The organism is Stenotrophomonas sp. 80084_Sma, assembly GCF_056481995.1.
Window position 1 is genome coordinate 4,116,524 of the sequence record NZ_CM151177.1, and the last position, 24,302, is coordinate 4,140,825.

Consider the following 24,302-nt stretch of genomic DNA (forward strand, 5'->3'; position numbering starts at 1 on the left):
AGCGGGAAATGTGAAGACGTCGTGATCACACTTCCCCATTCAGATAGAGGTTGCCGGTTGCGTCCCCATCCCCGCAGACGCAACCGGCGACCGGATCCGGTCGGTACCCGCGCGGCTGCCGCTCCCCAGTGGCAGTGCTCCGCGCTCCCTGTACCCGTTGGATCAGTACTGCTTCCCGCCCGACGCCCCCTCGCGCTGCAACGATTGACGGCGCGCCGTGCCGAACGGGCCGCCATTGTGCAGGCCGATTACGACAAGTCCATTGATCAGGATCAACGCGCTGTAAAAGTGTGAACCAGCTAACGCTTTTTCCGGACTTTGGTCAGTGGGCGTGCTGCCGTGCATCGTTGTGAGAACGCTTCCACAACGGGCGTTGCGCAGAGTCAGGAAGTTTCCAGCCAACGGCGCAGCCCCTCGTGGGTGGGGTGTGTTGCGGAAAGCAGAAGCCGCCGCTGGGCCGGTCAGGTTGGGTACGCGGGGGACGCCGTGAATCCGTCCCTGGAGGCTTGGCAGCCGCATCCATGCGGCTGACACCCCCGCATACCCAACCCGACCGCCCTCTGACAGATTTCGGTGGTCTGCCACCCACGGAGAAGAAAGAGAAGATCACAAGCGGGTCGCGCGCTGCGCTTGCTCGAGAGCCGAGCATGGCTATGCCGGTCGTCCTGACCGGCACCCTTCGGGCCGTCGCCGTGGGCGACGTTGGCAGCGGCTCCTGCCGCTGCCTTCGGCTCTACACAAAGCAAGGAAGCGACCCGCCAGGCCGCTTTTGCTTTTGATCTTCTTTTTCTTCTCCGTGGGTGGACGCGCACGGAACCTGTCCGTGGCCGGGTAGATGGGCTGCGCAGGGGCGTGAGCCGCATGGATGCGGCGACCGAGCTTACATGGACGTACTTGCAGCGTCCCCTGCGCAGCCCATCTACCCGGCCCCACCCATGAACTGCTTTGCGCGACCACCCACGAGGGGCTGCGCCGTTGGCTGGAAACCCTATCCCCCGTGCACGGGCCGGTGCCCACGTACCGCCATCACCAGTCCGATGCCGGCCAGCAGCGAGACCGCTGATGTCCCGCCATAACTGATCAACGGCATCGGAATGCCCACCACCGGCAGCAGGCCGGAAATCATTCCACCGTTCACCAATACGTAGACGAAGAACGCCAGCCCCAGGCTGCCGGCCAGCAACCGCGCATGCGTGTCGCGCGCGTGCACTGCGATCCACAGGCAACGCCCGACCACGAACAGGTACAGCGCGAACAGCGTCGCCACACCGATCCAGCCGAACTCCTCGGCCAGCACCGAAAACGCGAAGTCGGTGGTGTACTCGGGCAGGAAATCCAGTGTGGCCTGGGTGCCCTGCCCCCAGCCACGTCCCTGCCAGCCACCGGAACCGATCGCGATGCGCGACTGCAGGATGTTCCAGCCGGTGCCGAGCGGGTCTGCTGCCGGGTCTAGGAAGGTCAGTACGCGATCCTTCTGGTACTGCCGCAACACGCCGAGCCAGGCCAGTGGCGCGGCCACCGCCAGCCCCACCGCGCCGGTGGCCACCCAGCCCCAGTGCAGGCCCGCCAGCAACAACGCGAACACGCCGCTGGCGGTGACCAGCGTGGCGGTGCCGAGGTTGGGCTGCATCAGGATCAGCACGGCGGGAACGCCGATCAGCACTGCGGCCGTCAGTACCGTGCGTGGTGACGGTGGCAGCGGTTGCCGGTGCAGGTACCAGGCCATCATCAACGGCAGGCTGAGCTTGAGCAGCTCGGAGGGCTGCAGGTAGAAGACGCCGAGGTTGAGCCAGCGCTGCCCGTACTTGCCGGTGCCGATCACATACACCGCCATCAGCGGCAGCATCGACAGCGCGTACAGCGCCGGTGTCCACGCGCGCAGGCGCAGCAGCGAAACACGCGACAGCAGCCACATCGCCAGCAGGCCACCGGCGAAGCGCGCCGCCTGCCCGGTGACCGGACCGGAAACGCTGTGCAGCACCGCCAGCCCCGCGCCCATCAGGATCAACAACGCGACCAGCAACGGCAGGTCGATCGTGCGCACCGCCTCACGGCAGCCGCCAAGCATTCGTTTCCAGTCCACGCTGGCCACGGTAACAACGCGCGCTTGCGTGAAGCTGTCAGGGTGCTTCTGCGTCTGTAGAGTCGAACCATGCTCGACTGCCTTTCATGCAGCAGAAGCAGTCGAGCATGGCTCGACTCTACAGAACAGCGAGAAGCAAGCGAGCATATGGAAGCGCGACGAAGCGCGGGGCCGGTGTTACCCGTAGCCGCCGTGCACTGGATTGTGGCTACGCACGGCCATCACCAACCCGAAGCCGGCCAGCAGCGAGACCGCCGAGGTACCGCCATAGCTGATCAGCGGCATCGGCACGCCCACCACCGGCAGCAGGCCGGAGATCATCCCGCCGTTCACCAGCACGTAGACGAAGAACGCCAGGCCGGTGGCGCCGGCCAGCAGGCGCGAATAGGAATCGCGCGACTGGCTGGCGATCCACAGGCAGCGCCCGATCACCACCAGGTACAGCGCCAGCACGGTGGCCACGCCGATCCAGCCGAACTCCTCGCTCAGCACCGAGAACGCGAAGTCGGTGGTCTGCTCGGGAATGAAGTTCAGATGTGACTGCGAGCCCTCGCCCCAGCCCTTGCCATCGAAGCCGCCGGAACCGATCGCGATCTTCGACTGGATGATGTTCCAGCCGGCTCCCAGTGCATCCATCTCCGGGTCCAGGAACATCATGATGCGGTCCTTCTGGTACGGCCGCAGCAGCCAGAACCAGGCCACCGGCGCGACCGCAGCCACGCCACCTACGCCCAGCCCGACCCACCACCACGGCAGGCCGGCCAACAGCAACACGAACACGCCGCTGGCGGCGATCAGCACACCAGTACCGAAGTCCGGCTGCAGCATCACCAGGCCGGTCGGTACGCCGATGATGACCAGGGACACGAGCACGGTATTGAAGCGCGGTGGCAACGGCATCTTGTGCAGGTACCAGGCCACCATCATCGGCAGGCTGACCTTCAGCAGCTCGGCCGGCTGCAGGTAGAAGAATTTCAGGTCCAGCCACTGCCGGCCGTATTTGCCGGTGCCCAGCACGAACACCGCCAGCAACGGGATCATCGAGATCGCGTAGATCATCGGTGTGGCCGAGCGGATGCGCAGGATCGGTACCCGTGAGATGCCCCACAGCGCGGCCATGCCCACTGCAAAGCGCGCGCCCTGGGCCATCACCAGGCCGTCGCCACCGGCACTCTTCAAGGTGGCCAGGCCGATCACCATCAGCGCGCCCAGGGCCAGGCACAGTACCCAGTCCAGCGTGCTGAAGAAGCGGCGCAGCATGTCGCCGGCCCAACGCAGGAACACTCTCATCGTGCGGGCTCCGCGGTGGTCGGGCGTGGCGTGGCCGGCAGCGCGGCGGCGGCCGGCGGCCCCGGCTGCGGTGCGGGTGCGGGTGCGGGTGCCGGTTCCGGCGCAGGCACGCCAATCAGCACGGGGTGTTCCCCCAGTTGTGCCGCAGCAAGGTCACCGGCCTGGCGCGCGCCCACATCTTCGTTGTCGAATGCGGTTGCACCGATGGCGGTGGTGCCGCGCTCGCTGTCCAGCGGCTGCATGCCTTCGGGCATCTTGCCCAGCAGGTAGGCGTCGAACACCTTGCGTGCGATCGGCGCTGCCGCCGCGCCGCCGTAACCACCGCCCTCCACTGCGATCGCCAGCGCGATCACCGGCTGTTCGACCGGCGCAAAGCCGACGAACAACGCGCGGTGGCGCAGGTGCATCGGCAGGCTCTTCGGATTCACCGCGGCGGTACCCTTGCGGCTGATGACCTGCGCGGTACCGGTCTTGCCGGCCATCGTGTAAGGCGCGCCGGCCGCCATCCGCGCAGCGCTGCCGCCAGGCAGCATGGTGGCCATCATGCCTTCGCGCACCGCCTGCAGGTTGTTCGGGTTCGGACTGACCGGTTTGCTCTCGCCCGGGTCGGTCGCCATCCAGTCGTGGTCGAACCCCGCACGCTGCTGGATCACCAGATGGGGCGTGCGCAGCTGCCCGTTGGCCAGCCCACTGACGCCCCGCGCCAGCTGCAGCGGAGTGACCTTCCAGTCACCCTGGCCGATGCTGATGTTGACTGTATCGCCCGGATACCAGGCTTCCTTGCGGCTCTTCCGCTTGTAGGCCGGCGACGGCAGGATGCCCCCGATCTCGCCGGTCAGGTCGATGCCGGTCGGCTGGCCGAAGCCGTAGTACTCCATGTAATGGTCGAAGCGCTCGATGCCCAGATCCAGCGCCAGCTTGTAGTAGTACGTGTTGACCGATTGCGCGATCGACTTGCGCAGGTCGGTCCAGCCGTGGCCGCCGCGGTGCGAGTCACCCCAGCCACGCGAGGTGCCGGGCAGGTAGAACATGCCGGTGGACAGCACCTTGTCTTCCGGGCGGCGCACGCCCGAATCGAGGCCCGCCAGGCCGATCAGCGGCTTCAGCGTGGAACCGGGCGCGACGCCACCCAGCACCAGGCGGTTGAACTGCGGCCGCGACGGGTTGTCGTTCAGCGCCTTGAAGTCGGCATGGGAAATACCGTTGACGAACAGGTTGGGGTCGTAGGACGGCAGGCTGACCATCGCCAGCACTTCGCCGGTGCGCGGGTCCATCGCCACCGCCGAGCCTTCCTGGTCGCCGAAGGCGGCCACCATGGCGCGCTGCAGGTCGGCGTCGATCGACAGCCGCAGGTCGGCGCCGGACTGCGCGGCGACGCGGCCGATGGTGCGGATCGCACGCCCCTGCACGTTGGTCTCGACCTGCTCGTAGCCGACCTTGCCGCGCAGCTGCTGCTCGTAATAGCGCTCCAGACCGGATTTGCCGATGTGGGTCAGCGCGGCATTGCCCTCGCCGAGGATTTCCAGGTCCTTGTCATCGACGCGGCCGACGTAACCGATGATGTGCGCGAACAGGTCGCCATAGGGATAGCGACGGGTCAGATAGGGTTCCAGCTCGACGCCGGGGAAGCGCCAGCGGTCGACGGCGAAGCGTGCCATCTCCTCGTCGCTCATGCGCAGCTTCAGCGTGACCGGCAGGAACTTGCGGCGCGCCTTGCGCGACTTGTTGAACGCTTCCAGTTCTTCCGGGCTGATGCTGATGATCTTCGCCAGCCCTTCCAGGGTGGCGTCCATGTCCTTGACCTTGTCCGGGGTCACGTCCAGGCGGAAGGCCGGCACGTTCTCGGCCAGCAGGCGGCCGTTGCGGTCGTAGATCATGCCGCGCCCGGGCACCACCGGCCGCGGCTTGATGCGGTTGGCTTCCGAGCGCGTGGCGTAGACGTCGTGGTCCAGCACCTGCAGCTTGAAGTACCAGCCGCCCAGGCCCAGCAGGCAGACCAGCACACCCAGGAAGCCCAGCGCCGCGCGGCGGCGGAACTGTTCGGCTTCGGCGTGGGGGTTCTTGACCTGGCGGCGCGGGATCATGGCTCAGCGCCCGCGCTTGCCGAAGCGCACCGCGTCCAGCAGCACGAATACCAGCGGCCACAGGCCCATGCCCAGCAGCGGTGCCCACCAGTACGACCACGGCAGGGTCGGCTCATCCACCACGATGTGGACCAGCGCGCTGACGATGCGGTCGTTGAACAGCAGGCCGCCGATGGCCAGCATCTGCTGGGACATCGGGAAGAAGCGGATGCGGGCGCGGAAACGCTGCAGGATGAAGGCCAGCATCACCAGCCGCAGCGACTGTTCGCCGAGTACACCGCCGTACAGCAGATCGGCGATCACGCCACTGGCGAAAGCGACGCCCAGGCCGACACGCTCAGGCGCTTCAATCACCCAATAGGCCAGCACCAGCGCCAGCCAATACGGGCGCAGCGGCTGCAGCAGCGCCGGCAACGGCAGCAGGCCCAGCAGCAGCGCCACCACCAGGCTGGCAGGCAGCACCCACGGGTTGTCGCGCAGGCGGCTCATCGCTGGGCCTCCGGCGCGGTCGGTTGCCGGCCAGCGGCCGGCACTACCGTGGAGCTGGCTGGAGTGGAGCCCCCTTGTTGTTCAAGGGGGCGCGCCGACGGCGCGGGGTCAAGGGAGGATGCGGGGGCAACCGGCTTCGTCGAAGACGGAGTCGGTTGCCGGTCAGCGGCCGGCACTACCGTCGCCGACCCAGCATCGGGTGGAGAGCCCCCCTCTTGTTGAGGGGGGCGCGCCGAAGGCGCGGGGGTAAGGGAGGATGCGGGGGCCGGTTGCACCGAAGGTGCAGTCGGCGGCAGTTCGCTGACCGCAGGCAAGCGAATTGCTGCACCCGGGCGCAGCAGCAGCACGTCGCGGCCGCGATCCAGCTGCGCCGCCGGCTTCAGTTCGCCGACCAGGAAGGCATGGGTATCGTCCGGACGCAGGCCGGTGATGGTGCCGACCGGGAAGCCGGCCGGGAAGCGGCCACCGAGGCCGGAGGTGACGATCTCATCCCCCACTTCCACGCCGGCGCTGAGCGGGATGTCGCGCAGTTCCAGCTTGTCGCCGCGGCCGTAGACGATCAGGCGAACGCCGTTGCGGGCCACCGTCACCGGCACGGCATGGTCGGGGTCGGTCAGCAGCAGCACGGTGGAGGTACCGCCAGTGACGCTGATCACCTGGCCCATCAGACCGCCGGCATCGATCACCGCCTGGCCGACGTGCACGCCTTCGCGGCTGCCGGCGTCGAGCACCAGACGCTGCTTCACCGGATCCAGGTCGATGTCCAGGATCGGCGCCAGCTGCACGTCCAGGCCACTGCGCTCGGCCACGTTCAGCAGTTCGCGCAGCTGGGCGTTGTCCAGCGCGGCGGTCTGCAGGCGGGTCAGGCGGGCGTTGGCCAGCAGCAGCTGGTTGCGCAGTTCACGGTTCTCGTTGACCAGCTGGCCGTGGCTGGCCGCCGAGTCCTTGACCTGGTTGCCGAGCTTGCCCGGCAGTCCCGCCAGTGCCCATACCGGCTGCACCAGGCTGTTGGCCTGCCCGCGCAGCTGCGCAAGCCAGCCGGCCTGGTCGTCAAGCACGATCAGGGTGATGGCCAGTGCGAGATAAGCCAGCAGACGCAGCGGGCTGGCGGCATCACCGGATCGGGAAGCAACGGGAGGTCCGGCGTAGGGCGGCACGGCAACGATTCAACTGGCAGAAGGCGGAAGGGAAACACGCGGACGCCCCGCCGGTGCCGGCCTACCCTCATGGTGGGCCGCACCCCGGAGGGGCGCTGCGGGCGCAGGCAGCCGGGACGGCTTATTCCGGCGCAAAGAACTCGTTGCCGTGCATGTCGACCAGCTCCAGCGCACGGCCACCGCCGCGGGCCACGCAGGTCAGCGGATCGTCCGCCACCTGCACGTGCAGGCCGGTTTCCTCGGAAATCAGGCGATCCAGGTCACGCAGCAGGGCGCCACCACCGGTCAGCACGATGCCGCGCTCGGCGACGTCGGCGCACAGTTCCGGCGGGGTCTGTTCCAGCGCCAGCTTGACCGCGCTGACGATGCCCGACAGCGGCTCGTGCAGGGCTTCAAGCACCTCGTTGGAGCTGATCTTGATCATCTTCGGCACGCCCTCGGCGAGGTTGCGGCCGGAGATTTCCATTTCGATCACTTCCGCCTGGGGGTAGGCACAGCCCAGCTCGACCTTGATGCGCTCGGCGGTGGCTTCACCGATCAGCATGCCGTGGTTGCGGCGCACGTAGTTGGTGATCGACTCGTCGAAGCGGTCGCCGCCGATGCGGACCGAGGCCGAATAGACGATGCCGTTGAGCGAGATCACCGCCACTTCGGTGGTGCCGCCGCCGATATCGATGACCATCGAGCCACGGGCTTCGGTAACCGGCATGCCGGCGCCGATCGCGGCGGCCATCGGTTCTTCGATCAGGAACACGTCACGGGCACCGGCTTCCTCGGCCGATTCCTTGATCGCGCGGCGCTCGACCTGGGTCGAGCCGGCCGGCACGCAGACCAGCACGCGCGGGCTCGGGCGCAGCACGCGCGACTTGTGCACCTTCTTGATGAAGTGCTTGAGCATCGCCTCGGTGTAGGTGAAGTCGGCGATGACGCCGTCCTTCATCGGGCGGATGGTGGTGATGTGGCCCGGGGTACGGCCAAGCATCTGCTTGGCTTCGGCGCCTACGGCTGCCACCGAGCGGGTGCCACCAATGGCACGGTCCTGACGCACGGCCACGACCGATGGCTCGTTCAGCACGATCCCCTGCCCGCGCACGTAGATGAGGGTGTTGGCCGTGCCCAGGTCGATGGACAGGTCATTGGAGAACATGCCACGGAGTTTCTTGAACATCTGAGGAAGGAGTCCTGAGGGGTGTCGTGCCCGCCGCGGGATGGCGAAAAAATGGGCAGAAATCGAGGCCGACAAGCCTAGCAACCCGCCTGCCGCCGAGCAAGGAAAAAACTAGCTGAACCCGCGTCTTCACAGGCTTTCGGCCTGATCGGGTCTCACCCGGTTCTGGCCCTGAGCGACACCAGCGGGTAACCTTTGCGCCGTCGGGCGCCCAAGGGCGCCGTTTGCTTGCCCGCCGAACCGGGCCGGCCCACCCCAAAATTCACCGCATAGGCTTACATCGATGTCCGCTCTGATCTGTGGTTCTCTTGCCTTCGACACCATCATGGTGTTCCCGGACCAGTTCAAGAATCACATCCTGCCGGACAAGGTGCACATCCTGAACGTGTCCTTCCTGGTCCCGCGCATGCGCCGCGAGTTCGGCGGCTGCGCCGGCAACATCGCCTACAACCTGCACCTGCTGGGCGGCCAGCCGATCCCGATGGGCACCGTGGGTTCGGACTTCGGCCCGTACCGCGAATACTTCGACGGCCTGGGCATCGACCTGTCGCGCGTGCGCGTGATTGATGAGCTGTTCACCCCGCAGGCGTTCATCACCACCGACCACGACAACAACCAGATCACCGCCTTCCACCCGGGCGCGATGATGCGCTCCTACGAGAACCACGTGCGTGGCGTACCGGGCGTGACTCTGGGGCTGGTCGGCCCGGACGGCCGCGAAGGCATGATCCAGAACGCGCAGGAATTCCACGAAGACGGTATTCCGTTCATCTTCGACCCGGGCCAGGCCATGCCGCTGTTCAACGGCCCGGAGCTGCGCGCCTTCATCGACCAGGCCGACTACGTGGTGGTCAACGACTACGAGTCGAACCTGCTGCAGGAGCGCACCGGCTGGGACGAGAAGGAGATCGTCAGCCGGGTCAAGGCCTACATCACCACCCGTGGCCCGAAGGGCGCGGTCATCCACACCCCGGAAAAGAGCTACGACATCCCCCCGGCGCACGAGCGCCGCGTGGTCGACCCGACCGGCTGTGGCGACGCATTCCGCGCCGGCCTGATCTACGGCATCCAGAAGGGCTACGACTGGCTGACCATCGGCCGCATGGGCAACCTGATGGGCGCGCTGAAGGTCGAGCACCCGGGCACGCAGAACCAGCGCTTCACCTTTGACGAGTTCAACGAGCAGTTCAAGCAGCAGTTCGGTTACGCGCTGGGCGCGTAAACGAACTGCCCGCGCACCCGCTCGGTGGGTGTCGACCTTGGTCGACACCCTGTGCCCTGGTAGGTGTCGACCTTGGTCGACACCCTGTGCCCTGGTAGGTGTCGACCTTGGTCGACACTGCCGGCCAGCGGCCGGCACTACCCCTTCTGCTGCCAGGCGGCCAACAGTGCACGGCAATCAGCGAAATGCCAGTCGGCACTGCCCGGCCACGGGTTCTCCGGCAGGTTGACAAGCACGGTATGGGTGCCCGCGGCGCGGCCGCACTCCAGGTCGTAGGCGTGGTCTCCCACCATCACCGCCTCTGCCGCCGCGATGCCCCAACGCTGCAGGTGCTGCTGCAGGCCATCCGGCGACGGCTTGGGCACCGCTTCATCGCGGCCGATGATGTCGGCATCGTCGAACAACGCCCCGACCCCGATCGCGTCCAGGGTCAGCTTCGCCAGCGCATGATCGTTGCGGGTCAGGATGCCCAGCCGGCAGCCCGCCGCCGACAGCGCGCGCAGCAGCTTCACCGCACCCGGCGCCGGCAGTGCCTCCTCGGCCAGCGCACGTTCGTGATCCAGCAGCCACTCGCGCTTGGCCTGCGCCGGCGCATCCGGCAGCGCTGCGATATGGTCGAGGATATCTTCCTCCGCGGCGATCTGCAGCGCGCGGCGGATCGCGGCGAAGTCATGCACGGCCACCGTCAGTGTGCCGTCCATGTCGAACACCCAGTGCCGGATCGCGGACAACGCGTGCACTGCGCTGCCCGCCGCAACCATCACTGCCACCACTGCGGCATGCGGCTGGCGTCGACACCACCGGTTTCGAACACGGCAGTACGCGTGCCGCCGGCCTTGACCGGGAACTCGATGCTGATCGACTTGCCCTTGCGCGCCAGCTTCCACAGTGCCTTCTGGTCGGTGATGAACAGCGCGATGGCTTCATCGGTCTTCGGGCGCCAGGCCGCCATGGAAATCGGCTTGCCGTCGTCCACGGTTACTTTCACCGTGCACTGCGGGCAACGGAAATCGCCGGCCTGCAGCACCAGGTAGGCATGCCGCTTCCACTCCGGATGATCGCGGAACACCAGCTGCACCGGCTTGGCACCGCTGCCATCCACGTCCACCCGTTCCTTGCTGTAGATCTGCGCCGAGACCTGGTTGCCCTTGTTGCCCACCGGGATCTGGTTGTACTGCCACAGCGCCTGCATGCGGCGCAGGTCGCGCGCAGCATCGCCCTTGGCCTTGACCTCGTCGAAGCCGGCGGCGATGCGCTCGGCGGCGGCGGTGTCCTTGTACTGGTCCAGCAGCGAGGCGCCATGCAGGCGCGCACGCTCCCAGTCCTGTGCTGCCACGGCCATGTCGTACTGCTTGGCCACGTCTTCGGCCTTGGCTTCCTTCTGTGCCTGCACGGCGGCTGCGGCGGCTTCCTGCGCCTTGCGCTCTTCCTCGGGGTTGCTGCAGGCAGCCAGGGCCAGGGTGCAGGCGGTGAGCAGGATCAGTCGTTTCATGGCGGAGGTCCTTCGTGTTTTCGCATTTCTGTAGAGTCGAGCCATGCTCGACTGGCGCTTCAACAGCAGTCGAGCATGGCTCGACTCTACAAAAAAGCGCCGGGGGGTGCCCGGCGCTTTTTCTTACTTGGCTTCAGCCTTGGACAGCATGTCCTGCACCGAGCCGGTGGTGATCGGGTGGTATCCCGGCTTGGCCTTTTCGAAGGCCTGCTTGGCCAGCTCCAGCCCCTTCGGCGTCTTCACCAGTTCAGCGTAGATCGGCATGATCAGCTTGCGACGGCCGACGCGCTCGATGAACGCAGCGGCCCCTTCGTTGGCCTGCTCGTAACCGCTGCGGATTGCCAGCGGGTACCAGCGCATGGCGATCTCGCCATTCGGGGTGCCGGTGAAGTGGAACGCCTTGTCCAGCGTGGCCAGCTTGTCCAGCGGCTGGGTCGCGCCCAGGCCGTCGATGAAGCGCACCCATTCCTGCGTGCTCCAGTCGGCGATGACCTGGCTGCTCGGCACGGTGCCGGCGCTGGCAAACGCGATGCGCGCGGTATCGACGCTGCTGAAGTTGCGCGACTGCGCCTTGGCCGCGAACGCCGGGATGCCCGGCTCGTCCAGCCATGCCTTCAGTTCGGCCTCGGTCACTGCCGACGGATTCTTCGGCAGCAGGTTCTTCTTCAGGTACTCGACGAACTGGTCGGTGTTCGCGCTCTGGAAGGCGTGGTCATCGAACCAGCCACGCAGGAACGGATCGAAGGTTTCGCGGCCGAAGCGCTGCTCCAGGAATTCCAGGAACCACGAACCCTTGACGTAGGCGACCTGGCTGAGGGCTTCGTCGGGGTCACGCTCGTTCAGCGGCGGCAGCGCCAGCGCCTGGTCGGCCGGGCTCATGTCCTTCACTTCGGCCAGCAGGTCGGTCTGGTCGATCTGCTTCTCCATCTCGGCCATCTCCTTGCCGTACAGAGCTTCGGTGATGCGGCCCTGGACGTAGGTGGTGAAGCCTTCATTGAGCCAGATGTCCTTCCAGCTGGCGTTGGTCACCAGGTTGCCCGACCAGCTGTGCGCCAGTTCGTGGGCGACCAGCGAGACCAGCGACTTGTCACCGACGATCACGGTCGGGGTGGCGAAGGTCAGGCGCGGGTTCTCCATGCCGCCGAACGGGAATGACGGCGGCAGCACCAGCATGTCGTAGCGGCCCCAGCGGTATTCGCCGTACAGCTTCTCGGCGGCACCGATCATCTTCTCGGTGTCTTCGAACTCCTTGGCGGCCTTGTTGACCATGGTCGGCTCGGCCCAGACGCCGGAGCGGCCGGAGATCGGCTCGAACACCAGGTCGCCGGCGGCGATGGCCAGCAGGTACGACGGAATCGGCTGCGGCATCTTGAAGGTGTAGTCACCGTCACGCGCGGCCTTCGGATCGTTGTCGGCGCTCATCAGCACCATCACGTCCGGGCGCGAGACCACGTGCGCGCTGTAGGTGAAGCGCACGCTCGGGGTGTCCTGCAGCGGCACCCAGGAACGGGCGTGGATGGCCTGCGACTGGCTGAACATGAAGGGCAGCTTCTTACCCTCGGTCATCGACGGTGCCAACCACTGCAGGCCCGAGGCGGTCGGCGCGGTGTGGTAGGTCACTTCCACCTTGGCCGGCTGTTCCGGGGCTTCGATGGTCAGCTTGCTGCCGAACACCTTGTCAGCGGCGGCCAGCTCGAACTTCAACGGGCTGCGCGCGCCATCGGCAGCGACGGCCTCGACCTTGGACACGGTCAGCTCGCGGGTGTCGAGCACCAGCTGCTTGGCGTCCTTCTGCTTCCATTCCAGGGTGTAGGTGGCGGTGCCGCCGATCTGCTTCTGGTCGAAGTCCAGCTTCAGATCCAGCGCGATGTCCTTGATGACGACCTTGTCCGGCTCGGCGTACGAGCTTTCGTCGTGGCTGCGGTTCTCGGCGTTCACGGGGGCGGCGGGGGCCTTGGCGGCAGTCGGGGCGGCGGCGGGTGCAGCCGCCTCCTGGGAGCAGCCGGCGGCCAGGGCCACGGCCAGCGGAAGGAGCATCAGCGGATTACGCATGAATCGGGACCGTTACGGGGATCAGACCCCCAATGGTAACTCCCTCCGGCCCCGCAGGCGTTGCGCGGTGCGGGGTAATGGCGGGCGGGGCCGATCCTGCGCCTCCGGCGCATGCCAACCAAGGTTGGCTTCTACAGGTAGGTGCCAACCTTGGTTGGCACGGATCTTTCATCGCTCGCGGCCGGCGTGTGCCAACCAAGGTTGGTACCTACCAGAGCAGGAACTACAGCTTGTAGCCGGAGTGGATCGAGACGATGCCGCCGGTCAGGTTCTTGTAGTGGCAGCGCTCGAAGCCGGCCTGCCCCATCATCGCCTTCAGCTCATCCTGCGGCGGGTGCTTGCGGATGCTCTCGGCCAGGTACTGGTAGCTGTCCGAATCATTGGCGAACAGCTTGCCCAGCTTGGGCAGGATCTTGAACGAGTGGAAGTCGTAGATCGGCTTGAACCAGTCGGCGGTGACTTCGGAGAATTCCAGCACGCGGGCCTGGCCACCCACCTTCAGCACGCGGTACATCTCGCGCAGGCCAGCGTCCTTGTCGGTCACGTTGCGCAGGCCGAAGGCGATGGTCACCAGGTCGAAGCTGTTGTCCGGGAACGGCAGGGCTTCGGCGTTGCACTGCACATAGTCCAGGCCGAGCACGAGGCCGCGGTTGGTCAGGCGGTCGCGGCCGACCGACAGCATGCCGGCGTTGATGTCGCCCAGCACCACCGAGCCCTCGGCGCCGACGCGCTCCTTCAGCAGCGCGGCGATATCGCCGGTGCCGCCTGCCAGGTCGAGCACACGGTCGCCCGGCTTCACCTGCGCGGTCGCCACGTAGTAGCGCTTCCACGCCCGGTGCACGCCCAGGCTCATCAGGTCGTTCATCAGGTCGTAGTTGCGCGCGACCGAGGTGAACACCTGGCCGACCAGCTTCTGCTTGTCCTTGGCGGCGACGTCGCGGAACCCGAAATGGGTGGTACCGGCTTTGTAGGGGGATTCGCTCATGGCCCCGATTATCGCACCGCCGGGGGCCAGCGGCCACCCCTGCCCGTATCATGGCGGGCCACGACTTACCGGAGCCCCGCATGATCACCACGCCCGACTACCAGGCCCTGCTGCAGACCGCCATCGCCGAAGCCCGCCAGGGCCTGGCCGAGGGCGGCGTGCCGATCGGCGCGGCGCTGTACCACAACGACGGCCGCCTGCTCGGCTGCGGCCACAACCGCCGGGTGCAGGAAGGCGACCCGTCGGTACACGGCGAGACCGATGCGTTCCGCAAGGCCGGCCGCCAGCGCCGCTACCAGGACACCATCATGGTCACCACCCTGGCGCCGTGCTGGTACTGCTCGGGCCTGGTGCGCCAGTTCAACATCGGCACCGTAGTGGTGGGCGAATCGCGCACCTTCCAGGGCGGCATCGACTGGCTGCGGGAAAACGGCGTCAACGTGATCGACCTGGACAGCCAGGAATGCGTGGACCTGCTGGGCGGCTTCGTTGCGCAGTACCCGGAGATCTGGAACGAAGACATCGGTGAATGATCACCACGCAGTGTGCTGTTGAACCCGCTTAATGAACGCTTCAGTGCCGGCACGCCCTAGTGCTGGCAGCGTTTGCGGCCAATGCCGTGAACCTGTGCACAGTCAGCTGCGCTGCGTGCACACGCTGCGGTAACACCCCACCCGGCTGCCGCGCCTAGGGTGGGGTTACCGGGACTTCCTTCCCCGGCGGAGCCAGCCATGTGCGCGCACGCCGTACGCCCCACGCCCGAACCGATCCTCGACGCCATCCGCAAGCGCCTGCAGCAGCAGTACGCGCTGCACCAGCGTGGCGCCCTGTTCTGGACTGCCTACCAGGGCCTGCAGCTGGAACTGGTGCGCGGCCACCCGCTCGACCATGAGCGCCTGTGCAATGCAATGGCCGACATGGCCGAAGACCTCGGCGCGGTCGAGCATGCGCAACTGGTAGGCAATCGCAACGCCAGCTGCACATCGCGCTGACGCGGCTTCCACTGCCCCATCGGCCACACTCGGATGAACCCCCACTCCCTCTCCACTCAACCGAACTGGATTGTCATGCACGCCGAAGTTCCCACCATTCCCCCGGTCATCAACGTTGACGCCGAGCTTGACCACTGGCGCCGCCAGCATGCCGACGGCGCACTACCGCACAACTCGTTCGGCTCCTACGTGCCGTGGATCAAGTTCGCCTGTGATTCGCTGATCACCCAGCCGCGCGCCAGCAATGCGCAGCGCGACGAGATGTTCCAGACCCAGTACGCCCTGCAGATCATGCCGCGCCTGAGCGAAGCCCAGGCCCGCGAATTCGTCGACCGTTGCTGGCAGCACGTCTACCAGACCAGCCCGGTGCGCCTGCAGGACGCCCCGCGCCTGCGCGCCTGAGCTGCACAGCCCCTGCACGAGCCGCTGCCGATCATCCTCGTCACCTGAGTGGGACGACGACGATGAAAGCACGCAACCTGTTCAATACGATCGCCAAGAAGGCCGCGGCCGCCACCGGCTCGCCGTGGACCTTCCTGGCCGCGGTAGCGATCGTGGTGATCTGGGGCATCAGTGGCCCGGTATTCGGTTTCAACGACACCTGGCAGCTGGTGATCAATACCGGCACCACGATCATCACCTTCCTGATGGTGTTCCTGATCCAGCACACGCAGAACGCAGATACCGCCGCGATGCAGATCAAGCTGGACGAGCTGATCCGCGCGACGGCCGAAGCCAACAACGAACTGTTGGATCTGGAAGAACTGGACGAGGAGCGGCTGGAAGAGATCCGGCGCGAGTACGAGCAGATGGCGCGCGAAGCTGGCGACGCGCTGGCGCGGGTGCGCGCCTGCCACGCAGCGCGGCGCGACGATGAAGCGGTGTAGCAGCTCCTGAAATGACAATGCCGGCCCGCGGCCGGCATTACCCTCGATCTCCAGGTAGGTGCCAACCTTGGTTGGCACAGGGCCAGCCGCCTGCGCTGACGCATCCGTGCCAACCAAGGTTGGCACCTACCAGAAGCACTGCTTACCCGCGCTCGTGCCAGCCGCCGCCCAGCACCTTGTACAGGGTGATGCGGTTGGCCTGCTGGGCCAGCTGCGCCTGCAGCTGGGTCTGCTGCGCGTTGTAGGCGGTACGGCGCGCATCAAGCAGGGTCACGAAGCTGTCCAGGCCAGCGTCGTAGCGTGCCTGCGACAGGCGGTTGGCCTGTTCGGCCGCTTCCACCAGGCGCTGCTGTGAACTCACCTGCTCATCCAGGCTGACGTTCAACGCCAGCGCATCGGCGGTTTCGCGGAAGCCCACCTGGATCGACTTCTCGTACTGCGCCAGCGCAATGTCACGGTCCGCATTGGCGATGGCCAGATTGGCGCGCAGCTTGCCGCCCTGGAAGATCGGCAGCGTGATCTTCGGCAGGAAGCTCCACACGCGGGTGCCACTGTCGAACAGGTTGGACAATTCGCTCGAACCACTACCGATGCTGCCGGTCAGCGAGATGCTCGGGAAGAACGCCGCGCGTGCCGCACCGATGTTGGCGTTGGCCGCCAGCAGCTGGTGTTCGGCGGCCATGATGTCCGGGCGCTGCAGCAACACGTCGCTGGGCAGGCCGGCCGGCGGCGGTGCCAGTGCCAGCAGCTGCGGTTCGATGCTGTCCGGCAGCAGTGCCGGATCCAACTGGCCACCGGCCAGCAGCGCCAGCGCATTGCGGTCCTGGGCCAGCTGGCCACGCAGACGTGCAGCATCCGTACGTGCGGTCTCGACCAGGGTACGGGTCTGGGTCAGCTCCAGCGCCGAACTGCCACCACGCTCGTGGCGGGCCTCGGCCAGGCGCAGCGAATCCTCGTAGGTCTTCAGCGTGGCATCGGCGATCTTCAGCCGCTGCGCATCAGCCCCGTAGGTCAGCCACGCCGTGGCGGTCTCGGCCACCAGGCTCAGCTGCGCGTTGCGGCGGTTGGCGGCCACGGCGAAGTACTGCTGCAGCGCCGCTTCACTGAGATTGCGCACGCGGCCGAACAGATCCAGTTCGAACTCGGCTACGCCAACACCGGCGGTGAACTGCTCGGTGACACCGGCGTCGGTACCACGGCGGTCCATCTGGCCGGTGACGGCCACGCCGGGCACACGGTCGGCGCGCTGTACGCGGTACTGGCCGCGCGCGCGTTCAACGTTGAGTACGGCCACGCGCAGGTCGCGGTTGTTCTGCAGCGACTGGTCGATCACCTGCTGCAGGCGCGCATCGGTGAAGAAGTCGCGCCAGCCGACGGCGGAGACATCGGCCACCTCGCCCTGCGCGGCCTCGGCCGGCCACTGCGCCGGAATGGCCGGAGCAACGGCGGTGTTCTTCGGCACCAGGGTGGAGCAGCCGGCGAGCGCGAGCGCGGCGGCAATGGAAACAAACAGGGATGCACTTTTCATGGGAATGACTTCCATCGGTACTGCCGGATGGCAGGAGGTAGTGCCGGCCGCTGGCCGGCAACCTCGTTGGATTCACATCACGCGGGCAGTAGGTGCCGGCCAGCGGCCGGCACTACCGTTTCAGGTCACGTCGTGGACTTGCGCTTGAACACGCGCTGCACCACCACGAAGAACAGCGGCACGAAGAACACGCCGAGCACGGTGCCGACGATCATGCCGCCGAGCACACCGGTGCCGATCGCCTGCTTGGCACCGGAGCCGGCACCGGTGGAGATTGCCAGCGGCACCACGCCCATGCCGAAGGCCAGCGAGGTCATCACGATCGGGCGCAAGCGGTCGCGCACGGCGTGCATGATCGACTCGATCAGGCTGGCCCCCTTCTCCAGGTTTTCCTTGGCGAACTCGACGATCAGGATCGCATTCTTGCTGGTCAGGCCCACCGTGGTCAGCATCGCCACCTGGAAGTAGATGTCGCGTTCCAGCCCCTTGAAGGTATTGGCCAGCACCGCGCCGAGGATACCCAGCGGGGCCGCCAGCAGCACCGCGGTCGGCACGCTCCAGCTTTCATACATCGCGGCCAGGCACAGGAACACGATCATCAGCGACAGGGTGTACAGCAGCGGCGTCTGCGAGCCGGCCTGGCGTTCCTGGTAGGACATCGCCGTCCACTCGATGCCGAAGCCCGCCGGCAGCTGCTTGGCCAGCTGTTCGATCTCGGCCATGGCATCACCGGACGCGACACCCGGGGCCGGTTCGCCCTGGATTTCCATCGCCGACACACCGTTGTAGCGCTCAAGACGCGGCGAACCGTAGTCCCAGTGCTTGGTGGCGAACGCGCTGAACGGCACCATCTCGCCCTTGTCGTTCTTCACGGACCACAGATCGAAGTCCTCCGGCACCATGCGGAACGGCTGGTCGGCCTGCACGAACACACGCTTGACGCGGCCACGATCGACGAAGTCGTCGATGTACGAGCTGCCCCATGCGGCGGCCAAGGTACCGTTGATCTGGTCGATCGACAGCCCCAGCGAGGTCGCCTTGGCTGCATCGATGTCGATGCGGAACTGCGGCGTGTCTTCCTGGCCGTTCGGGCGCACGTTGGCCAGCTTCTTGCTGCCGGCGGCGAGGCCCAGCAGCTGGTTGCGCGCGGCCACCAGTGCCTCGTGGCCCTGGCCGCTGTTGTCCTTCAGGAAGAAGGTGTAGCCCGACGCGGTACCCAGTTCCGGAATGGCCGGCGGCGGGAAGGCGAAGATGAAGGCATCCTTGATCTGGCCCAGTGCCGCCATCGCGCGACCGGTGATCGGCATCACGCCATTGTCGGCGTCACGCTCGCTCCAGTCCTTCAGCTTGACGAATGCCATGCCCGCGTTCTGGCCCATACCGGCGAAGCTGAAGCCCTGCACCGAGAACACCGAGTCCACCGCATCCTTCTCGTTCTGCAGGAAGTGGTTTTCCAGTGCCGCGATCGATTCCAGCGTACGTTCCTGGGTGGCACCGACCGGCGCCTGCACCAGCGCCATCAGCACGCCCTGGTCTTCATTGGGCAGGAACGAGCTGGGCAGGCGCACGAACAGCACGCCCATCAGCACGAACAGTGCCGCCACGATGCCCATGAAGCGCCACGGACGGTGGATGATGCCGCGCACACCGCGCTGGTAGCTTTCGCTGGTGCGGTCGAAGCCGCGGTTGAAACCATTGAAGAAACGACCGGACCAGCCCTTGTGTGCGACGTGGTGCTCACCCTTCTTCAGCGGCTTGAGCATCGTCGCGCACAGCGCCGGGGTCAGCACGATCGCGACCAGCACCGACAGCGCCATCGCCGAAACGATCGTGGCCGAGAACTGGCGGTAGATCACGCCGGTGGAGCCGCTCATGAAGGCCATCGGCACGAACACCGCCGACAGCACCAGGCCGATACCCACCAGCGCGCCGGTGATCTGGCCCATCGACTTGCGGGTGGCCTCAAGCGGCGACAGTCCTTCCTCGGACATGATGCGCTCGACGTTCTCCACCACCACGATGGCATCGTCCACCAGCAGGCCGATCGCCAGCACCATCGCGAACATGGTCAGCATGTTCACCGAGAAGCCCAGCATCGCCAGCACGCCGAAAGTACCCAGCAGCACCACCGGCACGGCGATGGTCGGGATCAGGGTGGCGCGGAAGTTCTGCAGGAACAGGTACATCACCACGAACACCAGCACGATCGCCTCGATCAGGGTCTGCACCACGCCCTTGATCGACACGCGCACGAACGGGGTGGTGTCGTACGGGATCTCGGCCTTCAGGCCGGCCGGGAAGAAGCTCTTCATGTCCTGCAGCGCGGCATCCACGCCGGCCGCGGTATCCAGCGCGTTGGCGCCGGTGGCCAGGGTGACCGCCAGGCCGCTGGCCGGCTGGCCGTTGTAGCGGGTGACGAAGTCGTAGGACTCTGCACCCAGTTCGACACGGGCGACATCGCCCAGGCGCAGCTCGGCACCGTCCTGCGCACCGCGCACGATGATGTTGCGGAACTGTTCCGGGGTCTGCAGGCGCGACTGCGCATTGATGGTGGCGTTGAGCTGCTGGCCCTTGATCGACGGCGCGCCGCCGAGCTGGCCGATGGCCACCTGGGCGTTCTGTGCCTTGACTGCTGCGGTCACTTCCGCAACCGACAGGCCGTAGGTGTGCAGCTTGTTCGGGTCCAGCCAGATACGCATGGCGTACTTGCCACCGAACACCTGGATGTTGCCCACGCCCGGCACGCGGCTCAGACGGTCGACGACATTGGAACCGACGTAGTCGGCGATGTCGTTGGCGTCCATGCTGCCGTTCTCGGACACGAACGCGATGACGTTCAGGAAGCCCGAGCTGGACTTGGCCACGTTGATGCCCTGCCGCTGCACTTCCTGCGGCAGCAGCGGCATGGCCAGCTGCAGCTTGTTCTGCACCTGCACCTGGGCGATGTCCGGGTTGGTGCCGCTCTCGAAGGTCAGGGTGATGGTGGCCTGGCCGTTGGATGAGCTGTTGGAGGAGAAATAGATCAGGCCATCAAGGCCCTTCATGTTCTGCTCGATGATCTGCGTCACCGAGTCCTCGACCACCTTGGCCGATGCACCCGGGTAGGTGGCGCTGATTTCCACCGCCGGCGGTGCGACGTTGGGGTACATCGAGACCGGCAGCTTGAACAGGGCCAGGCCGCCGGCGAGCATGATGATGATGGCGATCACCCATGCAAAGATGGGTCGATCGATGAAAAAGCGTGCCATGGGGTTCTCCGCTTACTTCGCGTCGCCGGCCGGAGCGGCAGGCTGGGCGGCCGCTGCCGGCTTGGCCGGAGCAGCGCCCTTCTCGGTGGCCTTGACCGGCATGCCGGGGCCGATCTTCTGCAGGCCTTCGACAATCACCTTGTCGCCGGCCTTCAGACCGTCCTCGACCAGCCACTTGTCGCCGACCGTGCGGCTGACCTTGACCGGGCGCACTTCGACCTTGTTGTCCTTGTCGACCACCATCGCCGAGGTGTCACCCTTCGGATCGCGGGCGATGCCGGCCATCGGCACCAGCACTGCATCGCTGCGCACGCCGCCGCCGATCACCGCGCGCACGTACGTGCCCGGCATCAGCAGGCCGTCCGGATTGTCCACCTTCACGCGCAGGCCGAAGCTGCCAGTGGCCGGGTCGACGCTGACTTCGGAGAACTCCAGCGTGCCCTTGTGCTCGAAGGTGCTGCCGTCTTCCATCAGGATGCTGACCGGCAGCGTCTGGTTGTCCTGCAGGCGGCCCGCGGCCAGCTCACGGCGCAGCTGCAGCAGCTCGGCCGAGGACTGGGTCAGGTCGACATAGATCGGGTCCAGCTGCTGCACGGTGGCCAGCGCATTGGCCTGGCCGGCGCTGACCAGCGCACCCTGGGTGACGCTGGACTTGCCGATGCGACCGCTGATCGGCGCGGTGATGCGGGCGTAGCCCAGAGTGACGTTGGCCGCATCCAGCGAGGCCTTGGCGGCGCCGACGTCGGCCTCGGCCTGCTTCTGCGCGGCCACCGCGTTTTCCAGGTCCTGCTGGCTGACCGCATCAACCTTGGCCAGCTCGGTGATGCGCTTGGCGCTCAGGCGCGCGGCGTTGGCGGTGGCCTCGGCACGCGCCAGCTGGGCACGGGCACTGTTGGCCTGTGCGCGGTAGCTGGCGTCCTCGATCTGGTACAGCGGCTCGCCGGCCTTGACCATGCCGCCCTCGGTGAACAGACGCTTGGCGACGATGCCGTTGACCTGCGGACGCACTTCGGCGACCAGGAAGGCGTTGGTACGGCCCGGCAGCTCGCGGGTGAGGCCCACGGTCTCGGACTTCAGCGTGACCACGGTGACGTCACCCGGGCCCTGTTCGGGGGCCTGGGGTTGGCCGCCGCAGGCAGCCACGGTCGCGGCGATTGCCAGCGACAGTGCAAAGGGTCGGATTCGGCTCAGCAACATGACGGAAAGGCTCTTGAAGGAAAGGGTCTCAGCCAGCGCTGATACGGCGGACCCTCCACCAGCGAAGGTGAAGACCGTGCGAACAGCGCCCACCCGGGTGGAGTGGGAGCCGGACGGGCCTGCCACGCACACGACGGGAATGATGGGTGCGAAATATACATACATGCTTGTTTGTTTGTAAACCGGTACAATTCAGCCACGTTTCACCCGCACTCGTACCCACACCCATGGCCCGCAAGACCAAAGAGGACACCCAGGCAACCCGGGAAGGCATCCTTGACGCCGCCGAAGCCTGCTTCCATGAACACGGCGTGGCCCGTACCACGCTGGAGATGATCGGTGCCCGCGCCGGCTATACCCGTGGCGCGGTGTACTGGCACTTCAAGAACAAGAGCGAGGTGCTGGCCGCGATCGTCGAACGGGTGCACCTGCCCTTCATGCAGGAACTGGAGCGCACCTCCACCGACCAGCGCGACACACCGGTGCACGACCTGCGCGCAGTGATGATCCACTCGTTCATCGAGCTGTCCGAGGACGAACGCCTGCGCAAGACCATGGAGATCATGCTGCGCAGCGACGCCTCGGCCGATACCAAGGTGCTGACCGAAATGCAGCAGGCCGGCTTCCGCGATGCGCTGGACCGGATGGAGCGCGCCCTGCGCCGGGCCCAGGACCTGGGCCAGCTGCGCGAAGGCGCGGACCCGAAGATCGCCGCGCGCATGCTGCACGCCACTGTGCTGGGCGTACTGCATGGCGCGATGGTCGAACCGGAACTGATGGACCTCAAGCGCGACGGCATGCTTGCGCTGGACATGACCCTGGCCGCCTACGTGAAAGAAGGCGTGTTCGTGCCCGGAACGGTGCCCGAGCCGCTGCCGGAAGCATGAGCGGCATTGCTGCCGCCACTGCGGCACTGCACGATCTCTACCTGCCCGCAGGGCTGCAGTTGACCGGACCGATCGTGGCGGAAGCGGAAAGCGCAGAGTACGGTGCCTGCCGCTTTGCCCTTGAGGGTCACAGCATCGTGTTCCGCGTCGCGAAGATCACCCCCACCAAGACCGGCCAGTTCGTAACCCTGTGGAAGCGCCCCGCCCCCGGTTCTGATATCGCTCCATTGGATGCAGCCGATGCTGTGCACTTCGTGGTGATCGCGGTCTTCGACGGAACACAGCGCGGGCAGTTCATCTTCAGTCGTGACCTGCTGATCGAGCGCGGCGTGATGTCGCGCGATGGCGAGGGCGGAAAGCGCGCCCTCCGTGTCTATCCGCCGTGGAGCACGCCGACCGCAAAGGACGCGATCCGGACCCGGCAGTGGCAGCTTCGTTGCTTCCTGCCCACCGGCGCCGATGTCTCCGCCTCCGCCGGTGATCGATTACGCTCACTGTTGGGTTGAACCCGGCGGACCTTCCCTTTTCTGGACGCATCGTGATGATCCTGGACAACGTGGTATGGGGCTTCATCGGCTGCGGCAGCGTCACCGAGAAGAAGAGCGGGCCGGCCCTGGCCAACACGCCGGGCTCACGGGTGGCGGCGGTCATGCGCCGCAATGCGGCGTTGGCCGAGGATTATGCGCGGCGCCATGCGATTCCCCGCTGGTACGCGGACGCCGATGCACTCATCGCCGACCCGGAAGTGAACGCGATCTACGTTGCGACGCCGCCCTCCACGCACATGCACTACGCGTTGCAGGCGATTGCCGCGGGCAAGCCGGTCTACATAGAAAAGCCGATGGCCATGGATCACGCGGAATGCGAACGCGTGCTGGAGGCCAGCGCGCGCAGTGGCGTGCCGGTGTTCGTGGCCTATTACCGCCGCGCCCTGCCCCGCTTCGCGCAGGTGAAGCAGCTGCTGGACAGCGGCACGATCGGCACGCCGCGCAGCGTGCGCGCCACCCTGCACCGGCCACATTCGGCGAACGCTGCATCGCCGGACTTCTGGCGGACCAATCCAGCAATCTCCGGCGGCGGCCTGTTCGTCGATCTGGGCTCGCACACCCTGGACCTGCTCGATCATCTGCTCGGGCCTTTGACCGATGTGCGTGGCCTGGCCAGTTCGCAGGCAGGCGCGTATGCCGCCGAGGACAGCGTCTCGATGTGCTTCCGCACCGGGACGGGGGCGCACGGCATCGCGCAATGGAGTTTCTGCGCGTTCCGCCGCCAGGATGAAATCGAAATCACCGGCGATCGCGGACAACTGCGCTTTGCCACCTTCGAGGACGTCCCGGTGGTTCTGGAGACCGAGGCCGGCGTGCAGGCGTTCGACATCCCGAACCCGCCGTCGATCCAGCAGCCGTTGATCGCCACTCTGGTGGATGAGCTGCGCGGCAACGGCCACTCGCCATCGAACGGCATCAGCGCCGCCCGCACCAGCGCGGTGATCGACCAGGTGCTGCAGGCCTACCGCACACGGCACTCGCGCTGACTGCCAA

General features: G+C 66.6%; 21 protein-coding genes. 8 read left to right on the plus strand and 13 right to left on the minus strand.

The window, feature by feature from the left end; translation table 11 throughout:
* Positions 1-988: 988 nt before the first annotated feature.
* From rodA (ACZK3W_RS18925) to ACZK3W_RS18950, 6 genes are all read right to left on the minus strand, one after another.
* Entirely contained in the window at positions 989-2,068 is a 1,080-nt protein-coding gene (gene rodA, locus ACZK3W_RS18925; protein ID WP_049421382.1) for a rod shape-determining protein RodA, read from the minus strand.
* Positions 2,069-2,260: 192 nt separating this feature from the next.
* Positions 2,261-3,373: a rod shape-determining protein RodA gene (rodA, locus tag ACZK3W_RS18930; RefSeq protein ID WP_032130317.1), complete on the minus strand. Its 1,113-nt coding sequence runs from the start codon at positions 3,371-3,373 to the stop codon at positions 2,261-2,263.
* The gene (mrdA, locus tag ACZK3W_RS18935) at positions 3,370-5,457 is read right to left on the minus strand and encodes a penicillin-binding protein 2 (RefSeq protein ID WP_125893449.1); all 2,088 of its coding nucleotides are present in this window, start codon (positions 5,455-5,457) and stop codon (positions 3,370-3,372) included. The genes rodA (ACZK3W_RS18930) and mrdA overlap by 4 nt, the downstream gene beginning before the upstream one ends.
* Before the next feature lie 3 nt (positions 5,458-5,460).
* On the minus strand, positions 5,461-5,946 hold the full coding sequence (gene mreD, locus ACZK3W_RS18940) for a rod shape-determining protein MreD (protein ID WP_032130319.1): 486 nt from the start codon (positions 5,944-5,946) through the stop codon (positions 5,461-5,463).
* Positions 5,943-7,103 carry a rod shape-determining protein MreC gene (mreC, locus tag ACZK3W_RS18945; protein WP_125893447.1) on the minus strand — a complete coding sequence of 387 codons (1,161 nt, stop codon included), beginning with the start codon at positions 7,101-7,103 and terminating at the stop codon, positions 5,943-5,945. Before mreC ends, mreD begins: the two co-directional genes overlap by 4 nt.
* A gap of 121 nt (positions 7,104-7,224) precedes the next feature.
* Entirely contained in the window at positions 7,225-8,271 is a 1,047-nt protein-coding gene (locus ACZK3W_RS18950; protein ID WP_005419402.1) for a rod shape-determining protein, read from the minus strand.
* A gap of 283 nt (positions 8,272-8,554) precedes the next feature.
* On the opposite strand from ACZK3W_RS18950, the gene ACZK3W_RS18955 reads away from it, so the two are divergent.
* The gene (locus tag ACZK3W_RS18955; protein WP_049463230.1) at positions 8,555-9,493 is read left to right on the plus strand and encodes a carbohydrate kinase family protein; all 939 of its coding nucleotides are present in this window, start codon (positions 8,555-8,557) and stop codon (positions 9,491-9,493) included.
* A gap of 137 nt (positions 9,494-9,630) precedes the next feature.
* Here the strand turns inward: ACZK3W_RS18955 and ACZK3W_RS18960 are convergent, their stop codons facing one another.
* From ACZK3W_RS18960 to ubiE, 4 genes are all read right to left on the minus strand, one after another.
* Positions 9,631-10,254 carry an HAD family hydrolase gene (locus ACZK3W_RS18960; protein WP_125893461.1) on the minus strand — a complete coding sequence of 208 codons (624 nt, stop codon included), beginning with the start codon at positions 10,252-10,254 and terminating at the stop codon, positions 9,631-9,633.
* Positions 10,254-10,985: a hypothetical protein gene (locus ACZK3W_RS18965; protein ID WP_019337678.1), complete on the minus strand. Its 732-nt coding sequence runs from the start codon at positions 10,983-10,985 to the stop codon at positions 10,254-10,256. The genes ACZK3W_RS18960 and ACZK3W_RS18965 overlap by 1 nt, the downstream gene beginning before the upstream one ends.
* A 123-nt stretch (positions 10,986-11,108) precedes the next feature.
* Positions 11,109-13,037, minus strand: a complete 1,929-nt coding sequence (locus tag ACZK3W_RS18970; protein ID WP_125893445.1) for a M1 family metallopeptidase — start codon at positions 13,035-13,037, stop codon at positions 11,109-11,111.
* A gap of 223 nt (positions 13,038-13,260) precedes the next feature.
* Positions 13,261-14,022 carry a bifunctional demethylmenaquinone methyltransferase/2-methoxy-6-polyprenyl-1,4-benzoquinol methylase UbiE gene (ubiE, locus tag ACZK3W_RS18975; protein WP_005411082.1) on the minus strand — a complete coding sequence of 254 codons (762 nt, stop codon included), beginning with the start codon at positions 14,020-14,022 and terminating at the stop codon, positions 13,261-13,263.
* Between the two features lie 80 nt (positions 14,023-14,102).
* Between ubiE and ACZK3W_RS18980 the strand changes: the two genes are divergently transcribed.
* The 4 genes from ACZK3W_RS18980 (at position 14,103) to ACZK3W_RS18995 (ending at position 15,901) form a co-directional block, all read left to right on the plus strand.
* On the plus strand, positions 14,103-14,555 hold the full coding sequence (locus ACZK3W_RS18980; RefSeq protein WP_125893443.1) for a nucleoside deaminase: 453 nt from the start codon (positions 14,103-14,105) through the stop codon (positions 14,553-14,555).
* Between the two features lie 198 nt (positions 14,556-14,753).
* Complete coding sequence (locus ACZK3W_RS18985; RefSeq protein ID WP_329894140.1) at positions 14,754-15,014, plus strand: hypothetical protein; 261 nt, start codon at positions 14,754-14,756, stop codon at positions 15,012-15,014.
* Positions 15,015-15,089: 75 nt separating this feature from the next.
* Positions 15,090-15,416 carry a hypothetical protein gene (locus ACZK3W_RS18990; RefSeq protein ID WP_014038526.1) on the plus strand — a complete coding sequence of 109 codons (327 nt, stop codon included), beginning with the start codon at positions 15,090-15,092 and terminating at the stop codon, positions 15,414-15,416.
* A gap of 62 nt (positions 15,417-15,478) precedes the next feature.
* Entirely contained in the window at positions 15,479-15,901 is a 423-nt protein-coding gene (locus ACZK3W_RS18995; RefSeq protein WP_032129005.1) for a low affinity iron permease family protein, read from the plus strand.
* Between the two features lie 142 nt (positions 15,902-16,043).
* On the opposite strand, the gene smeF is transcribed toward ACZK3W_RS18995, so the two are convergent.
* The 3 genes from smeF to smeD form a co-directional block, all read right to left on the minus strand.
* Complete coding sequence (gene smeF / locus ACZK3W_RS19000; protein ID WP_478450184.1) at positions 16,044-17,444, minus strand: multidrug efflux RND transporter outer membrane subunit SmeF; 1,401 nt, start codon at positions 17,442-17,444, stop codon at positions 16,044-16,046.
* Between the two features lie 110 nt (positions 17,445-17,554).
* Positions 17,555-20,677 carry a multidrug efflux RND transporter permease subunit SmeE gene (smeE, locus tag ACZK3W_RS19005; protein WP_049399247.1) on the minus strand — a complete coding sequence of 1,041 codons (3,123 nt, stop codon included), beginning with the start codon at positions 20,675-20,677 and terminating at the stop codon, positions 17,555-17,557.
* A 12-nt stretch (positions 20,678-20,689) separates the two neighbouring features.
* Positions 20,690-21,874 (minus strand): multidrug efflux RND transporter periplasmic adaptor subunit SmeD, encoded by a 1,185-nt coding sequence (gene smeD, locus ACZK3W_RS19010; protein WP_032129008.1) that lies wholly within the window; start codon positions 21,872-21,874, stop codon positions 20,690-20,692.
* Between the two features lie 227 nt (positions 21,875-22,101).
* Between smeD and smeT the strand changes: the two genes are divergently transcribed.
* Genes smeT through ACZK3W_RS19025 form a run of 3 tightly spaced genes read left to right on the plus strand, consistent with a single transcriptional unit; the run spans position 22,102 to position 24,295 of the window.
* On the plus strand, positions 22,102-22,761 hold the full coding sequence (smeT, locus tag ACZK3W_RS19015) for an efflux transporter SmeDEF transcriptional repressor SmeT (RefSeq protein WP_032129009.1): 660 nt from the start codon (positions 22,102-22,104) through the stop codon (positions 22,759-22,761).
* Positions 22,758-23,267, plus strand: coding sequence for a MepB family protein (locus ACZK3W_RS19020; protein WP_049399243.1), 510 nt, complete (start codon positions 22,758-22,760; stop codon positions 23,265-23,267). The genes smeT and ACZK3W_RS19020 overlap by 4 nt, the downstream gene beginning before the upstream one ends.
* Positions 23,268-23,302: 35 nt before the next feature.
* Positions 23,303-24,295, plus strand: coding sequence for a Gfo/Idh/MocA family protein (locus ACZK3W_RS19025; RefSeq protein ID WP_478450185.1), 993 nt, complete (start codon positions 23,303-23,305; stop codon positions 24,293-24,295).
* Positions 24,296-24,302: the final 7 nt, after the last annotated feature.